The organism is Nodularia chucula CCY0103 (assembly GCF_963923915.1).
Lineage (GTDB): Bacteria > Cyanobacteriota > Cyanobacteriia > Cyanobacteriales > Nostocaceae > Nodularia > Nodularia chucula.
Window position 1 is genome coordinate 26,486 of the sequence record NZ_CAWUOL010000021.1, and the last position, 22,989, is coordinate 49,474.

The window sequence follows — 22,989 nt, forward strand, 5'->3', positions numbered from 1 at the left end:
AAATGTCACCGTTCCCCGCTTTCCTCAGACAAAACTTGCTCCTTTCCACCACACCTAGCTATGTAGAGTGGGGAATTTGAGGTCGAATAAAAACTTCTGAGTATTGCGGGGAATAGCAAAAGTCAAATACTTCTTGTGAATAGGTTTGGGACTTTGGTCATGTCCTAACTACCTTAGTTGTTGCAATAATTGGCTCTTACACAGGAGATCAATCCCGTCTTCGCCACCTTAAGGCACAATCAACACAGGACAAGGGGAAAGATTAATTACACGAGTGGTAACGCTATCACTAGCCCCCTCTTCAGTTAAGCCTAATCCTCTACATCCCATAATAATTAAATCTGCCCCAATGTCATCCGCAACATCACAGATAGTAAAAGCGGCTTTACCTTCCCTTTCGATAATTTCTGATGCAATTCCTTGTTGAGAAAACAGAGATTGGGCATTTTCCAGCAACTTAGCCACAACTTCTGCCGACATCATCGGGTCGGGACTAGGCGCATCTGCGGGGGGTTCTTCCACCACAGACAGCAACACTAAGCGACTACCATACTTCTGCACAACGTTGGTAACTACGTCCACAGCTTCCCGCGCTTCCCGGCTTTGATCAATTGGAAATAGTACTGTTTTAAACATCTCTCTCACCTAGCACCCCTGACTCCGGTAAAATCTTTATGGTTCTACTTTCAAAACAATAACAAAAAGGCAATCAGGAGAGTCTATCTATGTCCAAAAAAACTTTAGCAAATTTATCTGCTGCTGATATCTCCGGTAAACGTGCCTTAGTCCGAGTTGACTTTAACGTGCCTCTGGATGACAAAGGAAACATCACAGACGATACACGCATTCGCGCTGCACTACCCACCATCAAAGATTTGATGCAGAAGGGCGCTAAGGTAATTTTAGCTAGTCACTTTGGTCGTCCCAAGGGTGTGGATGACAAGTTACGTTTAACCCCAGTAGCTCAACGTCTCTCGGAGTTACTCGGACAAGAAGTTGTGAAAACTGATGACTGTATCGGTGATGAAGTTGCTGCCAAAGTTGGGGCTTTACAAAATGGACAAGTTCTGCTATTGGAAAATGTCCGCTTCTACAAAGAAGAAGAGAAGAACGACCCAGAATTTGCAAAAAAACTAGCAGCTAATGCTGATTTTTATGTAAACGATGCTTTTGGTACAGCCCACCGCGCCCATGCTTCCACTGAAGGTGTAACTCACTATTTGAGTCCTTCCGTGGGTGGATATTTAATTGAGAAAGAATTGGAGTATCTGCAAAACGCCATTGAAGATCCCCAACGTCCTTTGGCGGCGATTATTGGTGGTTCTAAAGTTTCTAGCAAAATTGGTGTGATTGAAACTCTGTTAGAGAAGTGCGACAAGCTGATTATTGGCGGTGGGATGATTTTCACCTTCTACAAAGCCCGTGGTTTGAGTGTTGGTAAGTCTTTGGTGGAAGAAGACAAGCTAGAATTAGCCAAGACTTTGGAAGCTAAAGCCAAAGAACGTGGTGTAGCTTTACTTTTACCTACAGATATCGTCTCAGCAGATAAGTTTGCTCCCGATGCCAACGCCACAACTGTCAGCATTGAAAATATTCCGGCTGATGGCATGGGTTTGGATATTGGCCCTGATTCGATTAAAGTCTTCCAAGAAGCTTTGGCTGACTGCAAGACAGTGATTTGGAACGGCCCAATGGGTGTGTTTGAGTTTGATAAATTTGCCGCCGGTACAGAGGCGATCGCCCATACGTTGGCAGAAATTAGCAAAACTGGTACAACCACAATCATCGGTGGTGGTGACTCAGTAGCAGCTGTGGAAAAAGTTGGTTTAGCTGACCAAATGAGCCACATCTCTACTGGTGGCGGTGCTAGTTTAGAGTTGCTAGAAGGTAAGACATTACCTGGAATTGCCGCTTTAGACGAAGCGTAAGCAGTTAACAGTTAACAGTGATTAGAGGAAAATTTTAATAGCTAATCACTGTTAGCTTTGTTTTATGAAATTAATGTTTCGAGTTTCGCCTGTACTTCTTCTATTAAATCTTGTGTAACACTTTCAACAAATTTTACCTTTGTAGCCCTCCAATCTAGTGTTTTAATTTGGTCAGCTAACACAACTCCTTTTGTTTGCATTCCCTCAATAAGCGGAACTTCAAAACTAAGCCCTTTTGATGTACTAGTGATGGGACACGCTAGAACTAAAGAAGCCATTCGATTGTATTTAATTGGAGATACCACAAGAACAGGACGGTAGCCTGTTTGCTCACGCCCTTGCTGTTGCAATTCATTGTTTAATGTCCTAGCAATATCATCAAATGACATTCCTGACGCTTGCAGGGTAAATGCACGCTTAATCGAATCGGCCGTAAATTGCTGCGTGTTTCCAAATTCTAATTTAACAATATGACCTCTATCAGGAAAGTACGAATTAACTACCAATCTTCATTCCCCACAATGTTTCCAGTTTCCATTTCAGGATGAAAATTTTCAGGAGTCATGCCTTCAAGCAACTCATCAAGGGTATATTTTTTCCTTTTTTGTGGTGTAATCACAATACTGCTACCTTCAACGGTAAAATTTATACTTGTTCCTTCGGTTACTTGCGCTTGTTCCGCGACCGATCTGGGAATCCGAATAGCTAAACTGTTTCCCCATTTAGCAACAACTCTGGTCATAGATATCTCCAAATATTTTGTTAGAGATCCACACGCTAAACTTAAGATTTTCGCAGTGAAACACTCTTAACAACTTTGCTTAACGTATATACTTTGAAGATACATATTTAATTAGCTGATGTCAATAAATTTTTTTAATAGATATACTTGCGCTTAAACCCGTCTAATCCCGTGCTGAATCCTGGGGTTGAGAAAGTGGTGTAGAGATGTCGTGACAGTTCCAAAAATACTATTCATATAAAGTCCCGTCTTGGTGTGTGAATATGGTCTGTCCATCAGCACTGGATTTAGCAATTAGGTCATTGTCTGGATAGTACACTTCATCGTCTGGAGTGCGATCGGCAAAGCCGCGCCGTAGGCGATCGCCAATTTCTAAATAAACTACCACTGCATTGGAGCGATTCACTAATTGATGTCCATCTTCTTCACCTGCTGGGAAACCTGCCATCATTCCCGGTGTGAGGATTTGCGCTCCTGCGTCGGTAACTAGAGTAACTTCACCTTCCAGGACGTAAATAAACTCATCTTGTTGGGTGTGCCAATGTCGGAGAGCAGAACAACTTCCCGGTGCGAGTGTCACTAAATTGACACCAAAATTTTTTAATCCTGCCGCATTTCCTAACGCCTGTTTCGCTCTCCCGAACACAACATATTTAAATTTATCGGGATAATTTGAAGTTGTCCGACTGGGAACATTTTCAGGATTAATAATCATGTCTCACTTCTCTAGATAATTATCAATTCCAATTCACCCACTTACATTAGAGGATGCCGCCAACGCTCATGGCTGCCCTTGCCACGCTTGGGTAAGTACATGAATCCTTCACGCGCAATCTGAGTATGAATATTATCTTGGGACTCCACTCTATTTTCCCACTTTGACACCGTAAAATAACTAGAACTAAAGCACTTTCTCCATAAATACATTACAGGGACTGTCATTATATCGCTCGATCATATAAAAACCTAATTTTTCATAAAAATTTATGGCTAGTGATTGTTTTTCTTCATCAAAAACATCAAGTCTAATCTTTTTGTAACCTTTTTTTCTGGCAAAATCTAATAGCTTTTGTGCCATTTTCGTTCCTAAACTTCGTCCTTGGTAATCCCGAAGAAACCACATCCTCTTCAGTTCACAAATATCATCACTGCAACGCCGGATAGCTCCACTACCAACAATCCTGTTATCATCGCATAGCACTAAGAATGTGCCGTTATTGTCACAGTATTGCGATCGCACATGATCAATATCAGTCATATCATCGTAACTTTTAATTTCCTCCTCTGAAACTTGCCATATTTCCTGAACTACTGTAAAAATTAAGCTTTTAACTTCTTTGCTTTGGTGTGATTGTATTGGTTTAATTTCCATCATCTATTTATCGTTCACCAAACTAAACTTTAGTTTGATTCAGTTTTCTAGGCATGAATATTATCTTGAGATTCCACTCTATTTTTCCACTTTTCTTCCCTGCATATCCAACGGCTATGATGTGATTTAACAATCTCCGCCCTATAAGGGCGAAGATTCACATTAGGTGATTGCTCTATTTATCAAGGGATAATTGATGAAAGGCTGAAATTACCCATTTTTGTTAATTCACAAAACAAGAAATTTTTACAGTGCCTAAGTTCTAGATCATTGTTCAAGAATATAGGCAAACATTAAAGGCGCAACTATACTGGCATCAGACTCCACAACAAAACGGGGTGTGGTTTTATCTAACTTACCCCAAGTTATTTTTTCATTGGGTACTGCCCCTGAATAAGAACCATAGCTGGTAGTGGAATCTGAAATTTGGCAGAAATAAGACCAAAATGGAATATCGGTCATTTTCAAATCTTGATATAACATCGGGACAACGCAGATGGGGAAATCTCCCGCAATTCCGCCACCAATTTGGAAAAATCCTATCCCTCTACCAGCAGAATTTTCTTTATACCAATCCGCCAGCCACATCATATATTCAATTCCTGACTTCATGGTGCTGGGTTGAAGTTCTTTTTTCATGCAGTAAGAAGCAAAAATGTTGCCCATTGTGGAATCTTCCCAACCAGGACAAATAATTGGTAATCCTTTTTCGGCAGCAGCCAGCATCCAGCTATTCTTGGGATCTATTTGATAATATTGTTCCATATCACCAGACAGAAGCATTTTATACATAAACTCATGAGGAAAATATCTTTTCCCTGTGTCATTTGCTTCCTTCCATTGTTGGAAAATGTGCTTCTGTATTCTGCGAAAAGCCTCTTCTTCAGGAATGCAAGTATCAGTTACCCGATTAAAACCCTGTTCTAGAAGTTGCCATTCATCTTCGGGGCCTAAGTCTCGATAGTTAGGGACACGCTTGTAATGATTATGGGCTACCAAGTTCATAATATCTTCTTCCAGATTCGCCCCGGTACAGGAAATAATCTGCACTTTATCCTGACGAATCATTTCTGCTAAAGATATACCCAATTCGGCTGTACTCATGGCTCCAGCCAGAGTAATCATCATCTTGCCGTTATCCTCAAGATGGACTTTGTATGCTTTAGCTGCATCAACCAGGGCGGCGGCGTTAAAATGTAGAAAATTTTCTTCAATAAATTGAGAAATAGTCCGGCTCATGAGATGTTACCCTTTGCTGTCAATTCAAGAATGTCTCGCTATCGGGTAAAGTATAGCCTAACTCCTATGCGATCGCCGATCAAATCCTTAAAGCCAGTGTCGCTATTTACACTACGCTGTATCTGATGATATGATGCGAGTCCAACGAAATTTTTTTAAATCCAAAGTGTAGCTATTAGCATTAGTTAACCACTGTTGCTTTTGATTCACTATCGCTAAAATCTTACCACCACTAATACAGATTTGATTGGGTTCTTGATAGTAGGCTGTGTGTTTATAAATCCATCCTGGGTTTTCTCCAGAAGTTTTAACTGTGTCGATTGTGAAAGTCTCACAATGGAGTCTATAAACTGGGGTATGGTCGCAAATTCTCTCGTTTAAATAACCTAAACTGCCAATAATATATATGTATTTTCCTACCAATGTTGCTGAATGAAAATCAGTAGGCGGAAAAACATCTTCTGAATAACCATAAATTTGGAAATTGCCATCACCTTGAGAAACAACTACATCATTATAAATACAAAAATTGGGGTCATAATAGTCTTCATGTTCCCCAGCAATTACTACTATTTTGCCATCGGGTAACTGTGTAACTGTTCTCCCAAATCTATCAAAGCACCATACGGGTTGATGAGATTCATGATAATTTGTATCGTTAAAAGTTTGTTGAGCTTTATAAGCCCGAAAGCCACTACTGACCATTGCTTTCCAGAAATCCACTTCCATCAGTTCTGGATTACTTTTGCCAAATCGCCGATGTTTTCCGGCTAAATACTGTGATTTTGATATATGCAGAATGTCATTTTTACTCACACCCATGAGTAATCGCAGCATCTCATCGTTGACATTATTAATATCTTCACCTACAGCCAGCAACATTCTGACAATTTCGATATTGTTTGTTTGTTGAATAACTTTCTCATGATAATTATTTTCTCTATTTGCTTTAGCACCAGCTTCTAGGAGAATTTTTACACACTCAGGATGATCACGTTCTACTGCTACCATTAACGCCGTTGTACCAAATTCATCAGTAGCTTCAACATCACATCCTTTGTCAATTAACCATTGAAGGATTTGAAATCGATTGTTTTCTATGGCATACATTAGTGAAGTTTTACCACCATATTCAAATTCGTGACAATTAGCTTCTCCTAATAGTAACTCTGCTTTAGCTAAATCTCCTACCTGAAGACTTAATAGCCAAGGATTTCTGCCGTAATAATCAATTTCAAATAGTTCATCACCTTGTGTTATTAATTTTTCGACATCTGCTAAACTGCCAAAAACTATGGCGTGCATTAATTCTGTCCATATTAATTGTTGTGGATCTGCACCTGCGGCTAATAATATTTTGACTGCATCAAATCTGCCTGTATCTGAAGCCCTTCTGAGTGCAGATTCACCAGAATCGGTGACACCGGTTACTTTTGCACCTCTTTTAATTAATAAATCAATAATTGCCAGTAAGTTTTCATCTTTGGTAATATCTCGCCCATACATCGCGTCGATTAAGACATCATAACCGTGAGGTTTTTGGTAATTAATATCAGCGCCAGCATCCAAGAGAAATTGAATTTTTTCTAGATTTCCTGATTGTACAGCTAATGCTAAGACTGTATTTTGATAGGTGTCTACAGCATTAACATCAGCACCATTTTCCACCAGTAGGCGCACCAAATCTATATCTGCATGGGGACTAGACACAGCAAACATTAATGGCGTTCGAGATTCATACTTATCTAGATAATTAATATCAACACCATGAGCAATTTCTTGTTGAACTTTGGCAATGTTTCCTTCTTCGGCGTAAATGTGAATTTGCATATTTATTTCTCCTTATAGCTGGGGATTGGGGACTGGGGATTGGGGATTGGGGACTAGGTATTGGAAACTAAAAATTTTTCCCCCTGCACCCTGCACCCTGCCTCTTCTCCCCACATCTCCCTTAAAAACCCAAATCAGCTTTAGCTATTTCCGCAGCTGCAAATAGTTCTGCATCTGGTTTTTCTTCCCAAGCAGAATCACCGATTTCTGCATAGAAGGTTGCGTCATAAGGACGAGTTTTGACAACCACCGGCATGGGGACGGCATGACCTAAAATTAAGGCTTGTTGCTTTGAGTCTAATTTGGCTAATACTGACCGCAAACCACCCGCACCAGAGACACCTGTAAAAATGGCATCTATATCTTTATCATCGTTGAGTAAGGCGGTGATGCGTGTACCAATTTGGGACATAACTTCATTATCAATCCCAGATGGGCGTTGGTCTACCACCAACAAGGTGACAAAATATTTCCGCAGTTCACGGGCGATGGTGCCGAAGATGGTACTTTGAACAATGGCGGGGTCTAGGAAGCGGTGCGCCTCTTCTATGGTAATCATTAATGGCGTGGGGCGATCGCATGGATTCTTGCTTTGTAAAAATTTATCGGCTTTCTTGACATAATGTCCATGAATCCGTCTGGTGATCATATTAGTCACCAACATATAAGAAAGCATATTAGACTGAGAACCAAATTCTATAACTACGTTTCTTCCAGCTTCCAAGGATTGAATAATTTTACTAATATAATTCTGGGGGCAAACTCCGCGCATATACTTTAAACTATCCATGCGAAGAAGTTTACGCTGCAATCCCATAATCGAACCTTTATGTCCCCGCTTTTCGTCGCAGAACATTTCAATTTCTTCGTTCGTCATATTCAGCAACTGGACTATCCAAGATTTGCCAAATTCGCTATATAAAATATTCGCGTTATCCAATGCTGCATCCGATAAGCCTAAATCTCGACTACATAACTTGATATCTTCAACTTCCACTTGCTCATAACTTAAATACAGTTCTTGAGCATCACGTACACCCCGACGTTTTGTAGATTCAGGATCAAGGGTGTAGACTTCTACTTTACCAGGAAATAGTTGCTTTAAGCCTTTGACTGTATTCACATTTTTACCTTCGGCGACTGCTTCCCAGCCATATTCCGAATGCATATCAAAAATTAAATTTACCGCCGCATTTTTGCGAATTACCCCAGCTAAAAGTAAGCGAGTCAGGAAGGATTTACCTGTTCCAGATTTACCAAATACGCCATTACTGCGTTCAACAAAGCGGTTTAAATCGATACAGACAGGTACATCCATATCTAAGGGTTTACCGATGGAAAAATTGCGTCTGTGGGGGTCATCTTCCCAACCAAATACGCGACGAAAATCATCAACACTGGCTTCGTAAACTTGGCTAAAGTGACTGGGAATAGTTTTAACCGGGAGTAACTCCATCGTCGTGCTGGTTTGAGGCTGAAATGATGCTAAACCATTGGGCGATGCTACCAAACCATTAGCAGGTTTACCATTACCAATAAACAAATCCTCATCGGATTCCGGTGTGAACATCAACATCGGTGAGAGGTTGATAGTCCCATAAGTACCACTACCAGCTAAAACTTCTCGTAAAAAAGTATCCTCCCAACCGGGGGGATTAGCAATAATGCGATCGTTTGCTGTTCCCAGTGCTACATCTGTCAGCATACAGAAAAAGCGCGATCGCAGTCCATGCACAACTAAAAATTTACCTACCCGCATATCTTCCACAGAAATGTCTGGGTGTAGTCGTACTTCTAATCCCCCTGTCAGAGAACCTTCTATTACTGAACCTAATGGTTGTGAGGAGTTCATGAGTTAGATGAAAAGTGGGTGCGCTATCTGTATTGAATTGTAGTTGTACAGTGAGAATTAGCAAAATTATGACAGCTACAACTTGTTTAATTTTCCACTGAAGTAGACAACGCTGTATTTTCCCATCATCCCATCACTCAATCAATTTGAATAGCCGTTGGTGCGCTTCCAGATGGGGGTATACCGATTAATGGTTTGCGGAATTGAGCATAGAGGCGATCGCGCCAGGTGAAAAATAGCTCATAATCAGGATTATCTGCTAAACCTGGGACACCTTTTCCTAACAGGCCTGCTGGTAAATCCAGATAAGCCACTTGGGGGAACTTCAGTAATATAGATAAACTCGCCACTGTTAAATCAGCTAAAGTTGGTTCATCACCAGTTAAATAGGGACTATCCGCCAATAATAGTGTTAACGCTTCCAGGTCTTGTTTCAAGTCGGCGATCGCTGATTTCACCATATCTGGACTACAACCCACACCAAAACCCAAAACTTTCAACACATCACTAGGTACTCCCTCCAGCAAAGTTTTGAATATATCCGGTGTAGAATTAGGCAACAAAGACTTGCGAAAACCTTGGTCTTGACTAATAGCAGAAAAAAGAGCCTTCCTACCCTTCACACCAATTGACTCATCTGCCCATTCTTCCATCAGCAAAGTCAAACCCCGCTTGTGAGGATCTTCAGGTATCAGTGGACGCTCAGGATATTCTAAATCTAAATACTTGGCAATTTCCGTAGAATCTACAATATATTTACTTCCGTCTTTTAAAACTGGCACTTGTCTTTGACCAGTCAGCCGGAATAAATCTAATTGTCCTACCCCTGGTGTCACTTCTATTTTTCGGTAATCTAGACCTTTATAATCTAGAATTAAGCGCACTTTTTCTGAGTATTGAGATAATTCCCATTGGTATAATTCTAACATAATCTCTACTTTTAACAAACCAATTCTACAATGCTCTCATTGTATCTTCACTTCAAGTGAATTTCCTGAGAAATTGAGAAAAATAGAGACAAAAATCCAGCTATAATTGCCAAATTATCCAGTAATTAGCCGTAAATTCGGGATTTTTCGCCAAGAGTTATTTATTGACTCATAAAAATATTAAATAAACCAACTTAATAGATAAATATACTCAAATCACCGGATTTTCAGATTCACTGCCACAAAAGCATTAATATTCAAACTCCATCATCCTGTTCACCAAACATCTTCAACCTTAATCACCATATTTCCCATAACAAAGTGTTATAAATCTTTATGTGACCTGTACGAACTGAAAGACAAACAAAATTTATGAACGTAGATTATAGCAAATTGTTCACCAAGTTAGCAGGACTAGCCAGCATCAGCCTCCTGCTCGCTTTACCATCTGGAGCCAACGCAGCCACCAATCAATTAATCGCCCAGACTGGTAGTGGAGTTCTCAATCCTCGCCCCAGTATTTTCAATGAACCCCCCTACAACCGTGGAACTCAACCTCAGACTGCACCTCCAGGTACACGCACACCCAGAGTCACACCACCCACAACTACTCCAGAAGCAGGGACACAAAATCAAACCCTATTAGCATTAGCCGAGTCTAGCCCTAACTTTTCCACCTTAGCCGCAGCCCTCAAAGCCGCCGGATTAACAGACGCTTTGCAAGGACAAGATAACTTAACAGTTTTTGCCCCCACTAATGCCGCATTTGCCAAACTACCGCAAGATGCTGTCAGAGACTTGCTGAAGCCAGAAAATAAAGAAATTTTGCTGAAGCTATTAACCTATCATGTCGTCAGTGGCAAAGTTCTATCTACTGACCTATCATCTGGCGAAGTGCAGAGCCTCGAAGGTGGAGCAATCACAGTTAGAGTTGGTGCTAATGGCGTAATGGTAAATGATGCCAACGTCGTTCAGGCAGACATTCAAGGTAGTAATGGTGTCATACACGCAATTGATCAGGTGATTTTGCCTCCTGACTTGTAAGTTGGGGAGTGGGGAGTAGGGAGTGTGGGAGGTGTGGGGAGTGTGGGAGGTGTGGGGAGTGTGGGAAGTGTGGGGAGTGTGGGGAGTAACAATCATCTTTCTCCCCTGCACCCTGCACCCCTGCCTCTTCTTCCCCCCTGCACCCTGCACCCCTGCCCCTGCCCCCTGCCCCACGGACTCGGCTAAAAATATCTATCTTTAGATAGTAGACATAGAAACATAAATATACATGAACTTAACATAACTTTTTATAACAGTTTTTTCGACTTCCCCCCTGTTCATGGAAATTATGTGTCACAATCAGGTTTGAGAATTAATTCGGCGACAGCGTTTGTTTTTAGTATTGACAGGCTTTTTCCTTGTGGTATTTACAGACTTCTCTCCGAAATCTAAATCTCTGCATCTTTGTGATTTTGGAGACAATCAATGTCAATTTATATAGGCAATCTTTCTTACGACGTTACCCAAGACGCTTTATCTGCGGTATTTGCAGAATATGGGTCTGTTAAACGGGTACAAATACCTACTGATCGTGAGACAGGTCGCGTACGTGGTTTTGCTTTTGTAGAAATGGGTTCAGATGCTGAAGAAACAGCAGCTATTGAAGCTCTAGATGGCGCGGAATGGATGGGACGCGACCTGAAGGTTAATAAAGCTAAACCCAAAGAAGATAGAGGAGGTAGCCGTGGCGGTGGCGGTGGCGGTCGTTGGTAACTTCCTGAACCACTATTAGGGAGTATGGGGGAGAAGAAATTTACCCCTAATACCTACTTCCTAGCCCTAATTAAACCTAACTAAAACTGAAGCTCCGGACAAGGCCTTGGCCTCGTTCGGAGCTTTTAAAATTAATACTGTTTCTGGAATTAGAAAAGTCTATAGAGACTTACAGGATACCCCAAAAGTGGAGGAAACCTTGACCAGAAAATACTTCTAGAAGAATAGCGGAAATGAAACCAATCATGGCAAAGCGACCGTTCCAGTTTTCGCTTTGAGGAGTGAATCCCCAACGTAAAGCGTTAGGGTCGTTGGTTGTTGCAGTTTTAGTATCTGACATAGTTAGTATTCCTAGTTTTTATATGGCAAAAATTGCGGTTGTATGTAAACTAATGTAACAGATATTTACGGAAATGCAATAAAAAACTCTACCTTCAATGAGGTAATTACCGTATACGGTGACGATTTTAATTCACTATCTGCGGGTGTAACGATGTTTCACGCCTATAGGAAAATATTCTGAATCACCCATTGGGGCTAAGGTGACTTGTGGGGTTTGATATTCTGGGGGAACATAGTTAGCAAATTCGCTGTTGAGGCGCAAAAGTTGGGTCAAAATGGAGGATGTGATGGCTTGTCGCTGTTCTTCGCTACCTTCTACCCCTGGAGCTAATTCCACAACTACGGATAAAATCCTGTTTTGATCTACATCTTCTTTGATCTGTAAGACGAATTTTCCTGTCACCCAGGCGGTAATTGTCGGTTGTTCTAATCCCACGGTGACATTTTCGGGATAAATATTTGCCCCAAAGTAGGAGACTGTAAAGTTAGAGCGTCCGAAAATATAGACAAAAGGTAAGGGATGCATTCCTCTAGGTAAATCCTGAGTCTGGGAAGTCAAATCTGCTACGGGATCAAATCCCAACTCTGCTAAGAACTCCAGCATAGCAGTGTAACTAATTATGCCTCCAGTATCCATAATGTTATAGCGAATTAAGGGTATGCCATTATCTCCAGAAAATAGCAATGTGCGATCGCTAACTTCAAAAAAGCGACTGGTGGGGTCGTATTGTACTAATGTGGGTAAACGAGATTCGCCAAATAACGCTTTAGCTGCTTCTGGATGTGCTGCTAAGAAACGGCGAATGCAAATACTCAATGGTGTTTCATTACCTAATACACCTGCGTCCGCAGTACCGTAAAGTGAGGCAAAGTTATAACAGGGATTTTCCGCGCCGAGTCTCTGACCCACTAAAGTCCGCCATTCTTCACTGAATACTTCTCCTGCCATCACTAATTTAATCTGATATTGCTGCCATTGCACACCATGAGCAATACCAGTATCAATGACATCTTTGAGAAATGGCGGATAACCGAGTAATACTACTTGGTCAAAATCCCCGCCTATTTCCTGGACAATGCGTAAAATTTCTGTTTTATTGTTACCAGGGGTAATTACGGTGAGGGGATACCCTTTACTGGCAAGATAACGACAGCAATTGCTGGTGAACATTCCACCTACCCAAGTGCCTAATGAGAAACAAATTACAGCGAGGGTACGTCTAGTATCTGCGTAGAAACTATCATAAAAAATTTGTTCAAAACGTGTGGTAATTTGTAGTTCATCGGTGAAAAAACGGGGCCAAAATGTGGGTTTACCTGTGGAACCAGAGGAGGCTGCTATCATATCGCAGGTTTCTAATTTCCCATAACGGCACAGTTGGGCTAAGGGATGACGGGAAATATAATTTTCTTTGTCAATTACAGGTAGTTGCTGAAAATCTGCAAGTGTTTGGATAGCTGTAGGATCAATATTTTGTGCTGCTAAAAAAGCTTTATAAGCAGGTACTTTGCTGGCTACGTCGTAAAATAAGTCTAGGGCTATTGATTGGGTGGAAATATTCAGATGTTGTTGTAGTAAAGTTTCTAGGGGAGTTGATATAAAATCTTCAAATCCTTTTATGGCTCGTGTTTGTGGTGATTCGCTGTACATGGAGTTGCAGTTATATGTTGCGAGTATTTTAGCCATTATTTAATTGTTTAAAACTTTTCTGTAAATGCAACTGCACAACTTGTAGTAACGTGATAAAACCTTAGTTGAGCCTTTATGATGCAGGTATATTGCAGTAAACAACACGGAAACAACGGTGGTAATCGTTTTTGTATCCACTGTGGTGAACCATTACCTCTGGCTTCTGGACAGGTTGTAAATAATCGTTATCGCATTATCCGCCAATTGGGTCAAGGTGGTTTTGGACGGACTTATTTGGCGGAAGATCAGCAAAAATCACATCAAAGCTGTGTGCTGAAGGAATTTGCTCCTCAAGTAGAAGCACAGCAGGATCTAGTTAAGGCTAAAGAGTTATTTGAGCGGGAAGCTAGTGTACTTCAGTCTCTGGAACATCCGCAAATTCCCCGGTTTCACGCTTCGCTACAGGTGGAGATAGGAAGTAAGGATTTTTTCTTTTTGGTGCAAGATTATATAGATGGGATTAGTTATGAGGAGTTATTAGAGAAACGCCAAGCCCAAGGAACGGCTTTTTCTGAGGAGGAAGTCATGAAAATATTGCAGGAAATTTTACCTGTGTTGTCGTATATTCACTCACGGGATGTGGTTCATCGTGATATTTCTCCTGATAATTTGATTTGGCGGCGTTCTGACCATTTACCAATATTGATTGATTTTGGGGGTGTGAAGCAGTTACCGGCTGCTGAAGGTTTTTGGTTTACTCAGTTGGGTGTAAATAATACTTTGTTGGGTAAAAAAGGATATGCACCAGAGGAGCAACTCAGGCAGGGTAAAGTATTTTTTAATAGCGATTTATATTCTTTGGCGGTTACAGTTTTAGTGTTGCTGACGGGTAAGGAACCACAAAAGCTCTATGACAGCTATGAGGGTGTTTGGTATTGGGGTAAGGAAATTAAGGTGAGTAGTAAGTTGGAGTCTGTGTTAAAAAAGATGCTTGCTTACAAGCCGAGTGATCGCTATGAAAAAGCGGCGGATATTCTCGCAGATTTACCTGGGGCTACAACTGTCAGAACCCAGAATAACTATGTGACTAAGCTGAAAACTATGGTGGTGGCTCCGGGACGAAAACAAGCCTCTAATATTGTCAGTAAATTACACAGTAAAACTAAATTAATTAATCAAAATGTGACAATGCCAGTTTGGTTGCGCCCTTTTGCTGTGAGTCTTGGGGGGACAACTTTGGTGGTTTTAACTGGCGCTGGAACTTGGGCTGTGGTAAATTCTATTGTTCGGACTGTGACTTCTATTAGTGTTCCTACTATTTCTCTCCCGGAAATTCCTAGTTTTCCCAATCCTCTGGGGAGACCAGTTAGTCAGAGGGGTTCTGAAAATATTACGGAAATTTTACGCCGTCGCCAACAGTTAGACATTCCGGAAGGATTTTTTGTTCAGTTTGTGGATAATTTATTTCATGGTCAAAATCCAGAGTTAAAGGGACGTAGTTTGAGTTCTGGTGCTGAAGACGCAAAATTAAGGGCTGAATGGGCTGGGATTGCGGGAAATTTATTGAATCAAATAGAAAAGGCTAATCTGAGTACAGCAGCTCGTCAGCAATTAGGGCGTTATGGTTCAGAGAATGAGAAAATTTGGAGAGAACAAGCCAGAAGGGGAGAGTGGGGAAAATATACATTCAATGAACTGAACAGGGATACGAATCAAAAATTTGATCAGTTGTTTCCAGGACAAGACCGTGGGAAACTGAATCAGCAAACTTTTGGTCAAGTTTGGTATGCGATCGCAGCTGATCAAGTCAGTAAAGTAAAAATTAAATGACGAATAACTAATAACTTAATAACTTATGCATATAAATAATAATATTCAACCGGGTTTAAATTTAGGCGATCGCTATGTAATTATCCGTCAAATTGGTCAAGGTGGTTTTGGACGGACTTATTTAGCTGAAGACATTAACCGCTTTCGGGAACTGTGCGTTTTAAAAGAATTTTCCCCCCAAGTGCAAACTGAGTATGTCGTTCAAAAAGCTGAAGAATTATTTGAACGGGAAGCCAGTGTTCTCTACAAGCTGCAACATCCCCAAATTCCCCGGTTTCGGGAACTACTGCGGATGAAATTAGCAGGTCAAGAATACCTGTTTTTAGTCCAGGATTATGTGGAAGGACAAAATTACAGTTCCTTATTAGATACACGTAAACAGCAAGGTTTGCGATTTACAGAACCAGAAATTAGGCAATTATTATTACAAATTTTGCCTGTGTTGGAATATATCCACTCAATGGGGGTAATTCATCGGGATATCTCCCCAGATAATTTAATTCTGCGGAGTATTGACAAATTACCAGTATTAATTGATTTTGGTGGTGTGAAACAAGTAGCCGCTACAGTAGCTTCAGAATATTATCAACCAGAACAATCTTCATCCCAGCGATCGCCCACCCTGCTAGGTAAAATTGGCTTTGCACCTCCAGAACAGATGCAAACTGGTTTAGTTGCTACTCACAGTGATTTGTATTCCTTAGCTGTGACAATGCTGGTGTTATTAACCGGGAAACAACCAGCAGAACTAATTGATAACTATAATTTAACTTGGCAATGGCGACGAGAAGTAAATCTCAATCCGCCCTTGGGACAGATATTAGATAAAATGCTTTCTCCCAGACCAGGCGATCGCTATCAATCAGCCCGTCACGTCTTAGCAGCCCTCAACCCCACAGCAGCCAGCCATCCCCCTACCCAATACCCGCAACCACCAACTACATCTGCCACAGTAGCAGTTTCACCCGCACCGCCGCCCCGTTCATCTTCCCCATCCCCCGCCTATCCCACAGATCCCGAACCATCATCTTGGTTAACACCAATCACAGGATTAATCGCATTACTATTAATTGTGGGTACAACTGGCGGAATTTTGTGGGGATTCAGCAGAAATCGCCCCCAAGTCGAAACTGATACACCCGTAGTCGAACAACCCACAGAATCCTCCAATCAATTTTCCCCAGAAGAACAACAACGCAAACGCAGATTAAACGCCCGTCGTCAACAATTGAATATCGACTCTAGATTTTACGTCAACGTAGTCAATCAAATATTTTGGGATAATAACCCCAACTTACGGGGAAAGACTCTCAGCGACGAACCCCAAGATGAAAGTTTGCGAGCCGAATGGGACAACACAGCCGCCGAATTATTAGAAAAACTCGCGCCATTAAGTGGTAATGTGCGCCAGCAATTGGGAACTTACACAGCAGCAGAACGGGAACGTTGGCTAGTAGAAGTCAACAAACGCAATGTTAGTAGTACATCTTTATATGATTTAGGAGATGCAGCCTTTTTCAACCAATTTCCCCAACAGCGAGGCCAGGACTTTATTAATCAACCCATTGGTCAAGTTTGGCACGGATTTGTGAGCGATAAACTCAACGCTATTGTTTCTGGGACAGCTTTTGAACGCATCCAATTTGATCAAGGTGCTACCAGTAGAACAATGAGCGGAAATCTCCAACCTGCTGTTCACCCTGCTGGGGGTAAAGTTTTCATTGCTAACCTCGCCCAAAATCAATTATTAGAAATTAATTTACAAGCAAATTCTCAAATTTTGCTTTCCGTTTATTCTCCTTCAGGTCAAGTCAAACTCTTAGAAGATTCCACAGAACGGAATTTATCAGCTAAGTTACCAGAATCGGGATTTTATGAATTTGTGATTGCTTCCACAGCATCAGAACCCCTCAGTTATCAACTCACTATTACGGCGGAAACTCCCACACCAGAACCTACACCAACGCCAACGCCTACTCCAGAACCTACACCAGAACCAACGCCCACACCAGAACCAACGCCCACACCAGAACCTACACCAACGCCAACGCCCACACCAGAACCTACACGAGAACCAACGCCAACACCTCCTGAAACTCCAATTGAACCTTAATTGATCTCACGCAGAGGCGCAGAGGCAGGGTGTGGGGAGTGTGGGGAGTGTGGGAAGAAAAGGCAGGGGAAAGATGGTTACTTCCCAATACCCAGTCCCCAGTACCCAGTCCCCAATCCCCAGTACCCAGTCCCCTCGCCTAGTGCTTTGGCAGTAATGCGGTAGCTAATATCACTGAGATTGTGTATATAATGTTTTTGGGTATCAAAATATCACCACCCTCACGGAATCCCCAAAATCCTCACCCCCAGACATGATAAACATGATCTATTGTCTGAACCCAGACTGTCTGCACCCCAACCCCGACAATTTTCAATACTGTCAGAAATGCGGAAGTAAATTAGTGCTGACAGAAAGGTATATACCCCGCTCAATTTTAGGTCAAGGTGGTTTTGGTCGCACATTTCTAGCTACAGATCAATATAAACCGTCCCAACCCTATTGTGTAATTAAACAATTTTTACCCCAGGCGCAAGGGACAGATACCATTGAAAAAGCATCTCAGTTATTTGCACAGGAAGCACAACGATTAGAAGAGTTAGGAAAACATCCGCAAATTCCTGAATTGATGGCTTATTTTATCGTAGATAATCGCCAATATTTAGTGCAAGAATTTGTGGAAGGAAACACCCTACAAGCTGAGTTAAATCACAATCGTGTATTTACCGAAAAACAGATTAGAGCATTATTATTAGAAATCTTAGAAATCTTAGAATTTGTCCATAGTAAACAAGTAATTCACCGAGATATTAAACCAGAGAATATCATCCGGCGCAGCAGTGACAACAAGTTATTTTTAGTAGACTTTGGCGCGGCTAAGGTAGTCCAGCAACAGCAACGCACAGCTACAGGAACAATTATCGGTTCGGCGGAATATTGCGCTCCTGAACAGTCTATGGGGAAACCCTTTTTTATCAGTGATTTATATAGTTTAGGGGTAACTTGTCTACATTTATTAACAGGAATTAGCCCTTTTGATTTATATAGTCCTCTAGAAGGAGAATGGGTATGGCGGGATTACTTGAATGGGAATGTGGTCAGTGATGAATTGGGTAAGATTCTGGAAAAGTTAGCCGATCCCATCGCCAAGCATCGTTTTCAGTCTGTTGCAGAAGTGAGACAACAAGTGGAAGGAAAATCATCTAAACTTCCTTCTCGCCCAAATATTCAAAATAAAACTCCTTCTCGCCCAAGTATTCAAACTCAGCCTTTTGAATTTGAAACGGCTACCATAACGGTAACAAGTAAAGGTTTTTTCGGGATAGGGAAAAGCTATGATATTAACCGCAGTCGGGGACGTGCGGAGTTTTTTACAGAAGACTTGGGTAATGGTGTAGTTATAGATATGGTGGCAATTCCTGGGGGTAAATTTCTCATGGGTTCGCCAGAAAATGAGCCAAGACGAAGTGACAGTGAAAGTCCCCAGCACAGCGTCACCATTCAACCTTTTTTTATGGGGAAATTTCCCGTCACTCAAGCTCAATGGGCAGTCGTTGCGGCTTTTGATAAGGTGAAAATTAATTTAAATCCCGACGACCAATCTGAGTTTAAAGGTGCTAATCGACCTGTAGAAACGGTTTCTTGGTACGATGCTGTGGAGTTTTGCGCCCGACTATCTCAAAGGACTGGAAAAACCTATCGCTTACCCAGTGAGGCTGAATGGGAATATGCTTGTCGGGCGGGAACGACTACGCCGTTTTATTTTGGTGAAATAATTACCACAGATTTGGCAAATTACGACGGCAATTACACCTATGGTCTTGCCCCAAAGGGTGAATATCGAGAACAAACAACCGATGTGGGAAAATTTCCTGCCAACCCCTTTGGTTTATTTGATATGTGTGGTAATATATGTGAATGGTGTCGGGATGAGTGGCACGGATATTATAGTAATAATCCACCCAGAGACGGTAGCGCCTGGTTAATTGGTAATCATAATAAATATCTGCTGCGCGGTGGTTCGTGGAACTCCTACCCTTCCTGCTGCCGTTCTGCCAGTCGCGGCTACAACTTCCCAGTCCACGCGTGCAGCCTTATGGGTTTTCGGGTTGTCTATAGTGGTGCCTCGGCGAGGATACTTTAGCCCTATGCACTCTGCTCTTTTTTCTTTGCCCTTCTTCCCGTCTCGCGCTTGGCGCGATCAAATATTTTTTTAATTTTTTGGATGAGTAGTTAACATAATACACACCCTACTGAGGATTTCTTTCTTTGCGTCCTTTGCGTCTTGGCGGTTCGTTTCTCTTTAACCCAACTTTTCAAATAAATCAGCTAACACCACATTAGAAAACAAAAACCCTTGGGGATCAGATAAACGCAACCTTCCCCCAACTACTTCCACCCAACCCTTGTCTAAATAAGGCTGTAAACATTGGTGAATCTCTTTTACCTTTCCTTCCCCAAACTTCTGCGCCAACATTGCCAAACTCACACCTTCAGCCAAACGTAACCCTAACATTAAAGTTTCTAATAATACCTCTCCTGGTGGTGTCACTTCGCAATCAATTACACCTCCAGCTTTCACCCACTGGTAATATTCCTGAGTTTTGCGCGGACGAGTAAAGCGTTTTCCATCTGTGTAACTGGCCGCACCCATCCCAAATGCATAATAAGGGCGGTTTTCCCAATACACTCGATTATGCTGACATTGATGACTGGGAAGGGCATAATTAGAAATTTCGTAATGTTCATAACCTGCACTTGTCAAAACTTGTTGCGCTGTTTCGTACATTTTGACTGTGGTTTCATCCGTTGGTAATGGCTGATCCCCAGGTTTGTAATAACGACCGAAAGCTGTTCCTGCTTCTATGGTAAGGTCATATATAGATATGTGAGTAGGCATCAGCTTGACAGCTTGATTTAAAGAATCTTGCCATTGTTCTAAAGACTGATGCGGTAAACCTGAGATTAGGTCTAAGCTAAATTCGGCAATTTCGACTTGGTGAATTAAGTCTACAGATGTGAGAATGTTTTCAACAGTGTGAGATCGCCCCGCAAGCTGCAATAATTCTGGTTGAAACGCCTGTACACCCAAACTAACCCGATTCACCCCCGCGCTACAGTAGCCAGATAGATGTGCTAAGTCAAAGGTTCCTGGGTCTACTTCCATAGAAATTTCTGCACCAGCCACAATCCCCAAATGTTTTTCTAGGGTTGCTAATATCCGTTGTAACTGTTCTATTGAAAGTAAAGAAGGAGTACCACCACCAAAAAAAATTGTTTTCAGAGGTTCACCAGTACCCCCCGTCATGGCAATTTCTTGACAGAGTACCTCAACATATTGAGAGATTGTACCAGATGTTTCTCCCCGGAGGCGATCGCCCACCACAAAAACCGGAAAATCACAATAAAAACACCGCCGTCGGCAAAAAGGAATGTGTATATAAGCAGAACTAGCAATCCCAAAACTATTAACTTGGTGATTCATTGTGAGCCAGAATTAAATAACTCAACTAAAAACTAGAAACAGGCAAAATAAGTAATTTTTTCCAAATTTTTATCGTTTAACAACAAAATCATGAAAAATATTAAGAGAAATGACTTTGGTTATAATATTTGCAGATATTCCCTGCTGCAACGCCTAGTGTAAGTCAATATTGATTAATCACTCTTACCGATGAAAAATACTTGACTTTATAGGGTCACATAATCGCAGGAAAACCACAAAACTATGCTTGATGCCATTATCATTATCTCATTCATCCTCGCTGCTGCGGGAATAGGGTTCTATAGCATTGAACTACTACCCGATGGTTCCCTAGATGGGGTAACAAATTTAGACGCTTTACGCCTAGTTGTTGCCGTATTTGCCTCTATTATTGGCGGCGCAGTCGGTTTAAGTTTCCAAACGTCCTATCGGCGCTTAGAAGCACAAGTCCGAGAAATGCCCCTAGAAATGATTTTAACTCGTGCCATTGGCTTGGTAATTGGGTTATTGTTAGCTAACTTAATGTTAGCCCCATTATTCTTGCTCCCTATCCCCACAGATTTTGGCTTTATTAAGCCATTGGTAGCAGTTGTTGGCAGTATTATCCTGGCTGTGACGGGGATGAATTTAGCAGACACCCACGGACGCGGTTTATTAAGATTCATTAATCCCAACACCGTAGAGACAATGGTAGTGGAAGGGACGCTAAAACCTGCCAATACTAAAGTTTTAGACACTAGTTGCATTATTGATGGGCGCATAGAATCCCTACTGGAAACCGGATTTCTCGAAGGACAAATTTTAGTCCCGCAGTTTGTCTTGCAGGAATTGCAACAAGTCGCCGATGCGAGTAAAGATCAAAAGCGGGTACGGGGACGGCGGGGATTAGAAATCCTTAACCGGATTAAACAAGAGTACCCAGACCGGATTTTAATTCACCCCGTTGACTACGAAGATACAGCCACAGTAGATGCTAAACTAGTGCGCTTTGCCCAAGAAATTAACGGTACACTACTGACTAATGATTACAACTTATCGAAAGTCGCCAGTGTGCAGAAAGTCCCTGTTTTAAATGTCAATGACTTAGTGAATGCTGTGCGTTCTACTTACTTGCCCGGTGATAATCTTGACTTGAAGATTCTCAAGGAAGGCAAAGAACCCAGTCAAGGAGTGGGCTACCTAGATGATGGCACAATGGTTGTGGTGGAAGAAGGTAGAAATTATGTCGGTGGTGAAGTTCGGGTAGTGGTGACAAGTGCTTTACAAACCACCGCCGGACGGATGATTTTTGCTAAACCCCAAGCTTCAGCTTTGGCGTGAGGGTCAATGTCAGGTAAAAATCGAGTTAAGTTGTGCGATCGGTGTAGTCAATCTGCACCGATTTTGTTTAGGGTGAAGTGGGAAAAAGCAGGTAACTGGATTTTTGTGTGTCGTCAATGTTGGGTGGGTGTGAGTGAAAATAACCCATTTTATGTTTACGGTGGGACTTGGAAAGCGCTTAAAAAATAAATAGATACCTATGACAGACTCTGGTTCTCACAATATTTCTAAATTACTCTCCATAACTCAAACTGCCCAGATACTTGGTATAACTCGTCAACGAGTACATGACTTAATCAAGAATGAACAGATCATAGCTTCCAAACTAGGGCGTTATTACTACATAGAAGTTGCTGAAGTTGAGAGATATAAAAATCTGCCTACAGGAAAACCTTATCAACCCCGTAGTACAACTTCTGGTGGCAACTCTGTTGACAATAGTAAATAGAGTATATAAACTCAAGCTAAAGCACTAAAGGTGAAATTAATGCTTCCTTAATTGGCTTGACACCATTACCATGCCTTGTGGGGTTAATTTTAAAGCTCGATGTACCAGGCGGATGCACAATTAGAGAGATAGCATCACGGATTTCACTGCGAATAATAGACCAATCATTTGATTCTTCAAAATCCCCAGCACTAATTAAAGATATTTCTTGAGCAATTTTCATTAAGAATAA

General features: G+C 41.6%; 22 protein-coding genes. 9 read left to right on the plus strand and 13 right to left on the minus strand.

The window, feature by feature from the left end:
- Positions 1–228: 228 nt before the first annotated feature.
- Positions 229–636 carry a universal stress protein gene (locus tag ACM0OP_RS08650; RefSeq protein ID WP_414527994.1) on the minus strand — a complete coding sequence of 136 codons (408 nt, stop codon included), beginning with the start codon at positions 634–636 and terminating at the stop codon, positions 229–231.
- A gap of 89 nt (positions 637–725) precedes the next feature.
- Between ACM0OP_RS08650 and ACM0OP_RS08655 the strand changes: the two genes are divergently transcribed.
- On the plus strand, positions 726–1,928 hold the full coding sequence (locus tag ACM0OP_RS08655) for a phosphoglycerate kinase (protein WP_414527995.1): 1,203 nt from the start codon (positions 726–728) through the stop codon (positions 1,926–1,928).
- A 62-nt stretch (positions 1,929–1,990) separates the two neighbouring features.
- On the opposite strand, the gene ACM0OP_RS08660 is transcribed toward ACM0OP_RS08655, so the two are convergent.
- The 8 genes from ACM0OP_RS08660 to ACM0OP_RS08695 all read right to left on the minus strand — a co-directional run bounded on the left by ACM0OP_RS08660 (position 1,991) and on the right by ACM0OP_RS08695 (position 9,892).
- On the minus strand, positions 1,991–2,434 hold the full coding sequence (locus tag ACM0OP_RS08660; RefSeq protein ID WP_414527996.1) for a type II toxin-antitoxin system PemK/MazF family toxin: 444 nt from the start codon (positions 2,432–2,434) through the stop codon (positions 1,991–1,993).
- The gene (locus tag ACM0OP_RS08665; protein ID WP_414527997.1) at positions 2,428–2,670 is read right to left on the minus strand and encodes an AbrB/MazE/SpoVT family DNA-binding domain-containing protein; all 243 of its coding nucleotides are present in this window, start codon (positions 2,668–2,670) and stop codon (positions 2,428–2,430) included. The genes ACM0OP_RS08660 and ACM0OP_RS08665 overlap by 7 nt, the downstream gene beginning before the upstream one ends.
- Before the next feature lie 229 nt (positions 2,671–2,899).
- Positions 2,900–3,385, minus strand: a complete 486-nt coding sequence (locus ACM0OP_RS08670) for a cupin domain-containing protein (protein WP_414527998.1) — start codon at positions 3,383–3,385, stop codon at positions 2,900–2,902.
- Between the two features lie 186 nt (positions 3,386–3,571).
- Positions 3,572–4,045, minus strand: coding sequence for a GNAT family N-acetyltransferase (locus ACM0OP_RS08675; RefSeq protein ID WP_414527999.1), 474 nt, complete (start codon positions 4,043–4,045; stop codon positions 3,572–3,574).
- A 264-nt stretch (positions 4,046–4,309) separates the two neighbouring features.
- Positions 4,310–5,281, minus strand: coding sequence for a deoxyhypusine synthase family protein (locus tag ACM0OP_RS08680; RefSeq protein WP_414528000.1), 972 nt, complete (start codon positions 5,279–5,281; stop codon positions 4,310–4,312).
- Positions 5,282–5,392: 111 nt separating this feature from the next.
- Complete coding sequence (locus ACM0OP_RS08685; protein ID WP_414528001.1) at positions 5,393–7,111, minus strand: ankyrin repeat domain-containing protein; 1,719 nt, start codon at positions 7,109–7,111, stop codon at positions 5,393–5,395.
- 121 nt (positions 7,112–7,232) lie between these two features.
- Complete coding sequence (locus ACM0OP_RS08690) at positions 7,233–8,963, minus strand: helicase HerA domain-containing protein (RefSeq protein ID WP_414528002.1); 1,731 nt, start codon at positions 8,961–8,963, stop codon at positions 7,233–7,235.
- A gap of 137 nt (positions 8,964–9,100) precedes the next feature.
- A complete protein-coding gene (locus tag ACM0OP_RS08695; protein ID WP_414528003.1) occupies positions 9,101–9,892 on the minus strand; it encodes a glutathione S-transferase family protein in 792 nt (263 codons plus the stop codon).
- 372 nt (positions 9,893–10,264) lie between these two features.
- Here ACM0OP_RS08695 and ACM0OP_RS08700 point away from each other — a divergent pair, with 372 nt between their 5' ends.
- Together ACM0OP_RS08700 and ACM0OP_RS08705 are read left to right on the plus strand one after the other, a co-directional pair.
- The gene (locus tag ACM0OP_RS08700) at positions 10,265–10,936 is read left to right on the plus strand and encodes a fasciclin domain-containing protein (RefSeq protein ID WP_414528004.1); all 672 of its coding nucleotides are present in this window, start codon (positions 10,265–10,267) and stop codon (positions 10,934–10,936) included.
- 426 nt (positions 10,937–11,362) lie between these two features.
- On the plus strand, positions 11,363–11,650 hold the full coding sequence (locus tag ACM0OP_RS08705) for an RNA recognition motif domain-containing protein (protein ID WP_414528005.1): 288 nt from the start codon (positions 11,363–11,365) through the stop codon (positions 11,648–11,650).
- 169 nt (positions 11,651–11,819) lie between these two features.
- Here ACM0OP_RS08705 and ACM0OP_RS08710 read toward each other — a convergent pair whose 3' ends face one another.
- Both ACM0OP_RS08710 and ACM0OP_RS08715 read right to left on the minus strand, forming a co-directional pair.
- A complete protein-coding gene (locus tag ACM0OP_RS08710; protein WP_414528006.1) occupies positions 11,820–11,990 on the minus strand; it encodes a high light inducible protein in 171 nt (56 codons plus the stop codon).
- Between the two features lie 135 nt (positions 11,991–12,125).
- A complete protein-coding gene (locus tag ACM0OP_RS08715; RefSeq protein ID WP_414528026.1) occupies positions 12,126–13,643 on the minus strand; it encodes a phenylacetate--CoA ligase family protein in 1,518 nt (505 codons plus the stop codon).
- A 117-nt stretch (positions 13,644–13,760) separates the two neighbouring features.
- Here ACM0OP_RS08715 and ACM0OP_RS08720 point away from each other — a divergent pair, with 117 nt between their 5' ends.
- The 3 genes from ACM0OP_RS08720 (at position 13,761) to ACM0OP_RS08730 (ending at position 19,648) form a co-directional block, all read left to right on the plus strand.
- The gene (locus tag ACM0OP_RS08720; RefSeq protein ID WP_414528027.1) at positions 13,761–15,452 is read left to right on the plus strand and encodes a protein kinase domain-containing protein; all 1,692 of its coding nucleotides are present in this window, start codon (positions 13,761–13,763) and stop codon (positions 15,450–15,452) included.
- A gap of 25 nt (positions 15,453–15,477) precedes the next feature.
- Complete coding sequence (locus ACM0OP_RS08725) at positions 15,478–17,565, plus strand: protein kinase domain-containing protein (RefSeq protein WP_414528007.1); 2,088 nt, start codon at positions 15,478–15,480, stop codon at positions 17,563–17,565.
- A gap of 262 nt (positions 17,566–17,827) precedes the next feature.
- Complete coding sequence (locus ACM0OP_RS08730) at positions 17,828–19,648, plus strand: bifunctional serine/threonine-protein kinase/formylglycine-generating enzyme family protein (RefSeq protein ID WP_414528008.1); 1,821 nt, start codon at positions 17,828–17,830, stop codon at positions 19,646–19,648.
- A 159-nt stretch (positions 19,649–19,807) separates the two neighbouring features.
- On the opposite strand, the gene hemW is transcribed toward ACM0OP_RS08730, so the two are convergent.
- Positions 19,808–20,989, minus strand: coding sequence for a radical SAM family heme chaperone HemW (hemW, locus tag ACM0OP_RS08735; RefSeq protein WP_414528009.1), 1,182 nt, complete (start codon positions 20,987–20,989; stop codon positions 19,808–19,810).
- Between the two features lie 243 nt (positions 20,990–21,232).
- Between hemW and ACM0OP_RS08740 the strand changes: the two genes are divergently transcribed.
- From ACM0OP_RS08740 to ACM0OP_RS08750, 3 genes are read left to right on the plus strand one after another with little or no spacing between them, the layout of a single operon-like run.
- Positions 21,233–22,309 (plus strand): PIN/TRAM domain-containing protein, encoded by a 1,077-nt coding sequence (locus ACM0OP_RS08740; RefSeq protein ID WP_414528010.1) that lies wholly within the window; start codon positions 21,233–21,235, stop codon positions 22,307–22,309.
- Positions 22,310–22,315: 6 nt separating this feature from the next.
- Positions 22,316–22,498 (plus strand): hypothetical protein, encoded by a 183-nt coding sequence (locus tag ACM0OP_RS08745; protein WP_414528011.1) that lies wholly within the window; start codon positions 22,316–22,318, stop codon positions 22,496–22,498.
- Between the two features lie 10 nt (positions 22,499–22,508).
- Positions 22,509–22,757 (plus strand): helix-turn-helix domain-containing protein, encoded by a 249-nt coding sequence (locus ACM0OP_RS08750; protein ID WP_414528012.1) that lies wholly within the window; start codon positions 22,509–22,511, stop codon positions 22,755–22,757.
- A 16-nt stretch (positions 22,758–22,773) separates the two neighbouring features.
- Here the strand turns inward: ACM0OP_RS08750 and ACM0OP_RS08755 are convergent, their stop codons facing one another.
- The gene (locus ACM0OP_RS08755; protein ID WP_414528013.1) at positions 22,774–22,980 is read right to left on the minus strand and encodes a hypothetical protein; all 207 of its coding nucleotides are present in this window, start codon (positions 22,978–22,980) and stop codon (positions 22,774–22,776) included.
- Positions 22,981–22,989 lie beyond the last annotated feature (9 nt).

What these genes read in the sequence shown, in the direction of transcription:
- ACM0OP_RS08650 (WP_414527994.1), bottom strand. Translation starts at nt 636, where the DNA reads ATGTTTAAAACAGTACTATTTCCAATTGATCAAAGCCGGGAAGCGCGG.
- ACM0OP_RS08655 (WP_414527995.1), top strand. Translation starts at nt 726, where the DNA reads ATGTCCAAAAAAACTTTAGCAAATTTATCTGCTGCTGATATCTCCGGT.
- ACM0OP_RS08665 (WP_414527997.1), bottom strand. Translation starts at nt 2,670, where the DNA reads ATGACCAGAGTTGTTGCTAAATGGGGAAACAGTTTAGCTATTCGGATT.
- ACM0OP_RS08670 (WP_414527998.1), bottom strand. Translation starts at nt 3,385, where the DNA reads ATGATTATTAATCCTGAAAATGTTCCCAGTCGGACAACTTCAAATTAT.
- ACM0OP_RS08675 (WP_414527999.1), bottom strand. Translation starts at nt 4,045, where the DNA reads ATGATGGAAATTAAACCAATACAATCACACCAAAGCAAAGAAGTTAAA.
- ACM0OP_RS08680 (WP_414528000.1), bottom strand. Translation starts at nt 5,281, where the DNA reads ATGAGCCGGACTATTTCTCAATTTATTGAAGAAAATTTTCTACATTTT.
- ACM0OP_RS08685 (WP_414528001.1), bottom strand. Translation starts at nt 7,111, where the DNA reads ATGCAAATTCACATTTACGCCGAAGAAGGAAACATTGCCAAAGTTCAA.
- ACM0OP_RS08690 (WP_414528002.1), bottom strand. Translation starts at nt 8,963, where the DNA reads ATGAACTCCTCACAACCATTAGGTTCAGTAATAGAAGGTTCTCTGACA.
- ACM0OP_RS08695 (WP_414528003.1), bottom strand. Translation starts at nt 9,892, where the DNA reads ATGTTAGAATTATACCAATGGGAATTATCTCAATACTCAGAAAAAGTG.
- ACM0OP_RS08700 (WP_414528004.1), top strand. Translation starts at nt 10,265, where the DNA reads ATGAACGTAGATTATAGCAAATTGTTCACCAAGTTAGCAGGACTAGCC.
- ACM0OP_RS08705 (WP_414528005.1), top strand. Translation starts at nt 11,363, where the DNA reads ATGTCAATTTATATAGGCAATCTTTCTTACGACGTTACCCAAGACGCT.
- ACM0OP_RS08710 (WP_414528006.1), bottom strand. Translation starts at nt 11,990, where the DNA reads ATGTCAGATACTAAAACTGCAACAACCAACGACCCTAACGCTTTACGT.
- ACM0OP_RS08715 (WP_414528026.1), bottom strand. Translation starts at nt 13,643, where the DNA reads ATGTACAGCGAATCACCACAAACACGAGCCATAAAAGGATTTGAAGAT.
- ACM0OP_RS08720 (WP_414528027.1), top strand. Translation starts at nt 13,761, where the DNA reads ATGCAGGTATATTGCAGTAAACAACACGGAAACAACGGTGGTAATCGT.
- ACM0OP_RS08725 (WP_414528007.1), top strand. Translation starts at nt 15,478, where the DNA reads ATGCATATAAATAATAATATTCAACCGGGTTTAAATTTAGGCGATCGC.
- ACM0OP_RS08730 (WP_414528008.1), top strand. Translation starts at nt 17,828, where the DNA reads ATGATCTATTGTCTGAACCCAGACTGTCTGCACCCCAACCCCGACAAT.
- hemW (WP_414528009.1), bottom strand. Translation starts at nt 20,989, where the DNA reads ATGAATCACCAAGTTAATAGTTTTGGGATTGCTAGTTCTGCTTATATA.
- ACM0OP_RS08740 (WP_414528010.1), top strand. Translation starts at nt 21,233, where the DNA reads ATGCTTGATGCCATTATCATTATCTCATTCATCCTCGCTGCTGCGGGA.
- ACM0OP_RS08745 (WP_414528011.1), top strand. Translation starts at nt 22,316, where the DNA reads ATGTCAGGTAAAAATCGAGTTAAGTTGTGCGATCGGTGTAGTCAATCT.
- ACM0OP_RS08750 (WP_414528012.1), top strand. Translation starts at nt 22,509, where the DNA reads ATGACAGACTCTGGTTCTCACAATATTTCTAAATTACTCTCCATAACT.
- ACM0OP_RS08755 (WP_414528013.1), bottom strand. Translation starts at nt 22,980, where the DNA reads ATGAAAATTGCTCAAGAAATATCTTTAATTAGTGCTGGGGATTTTGAA.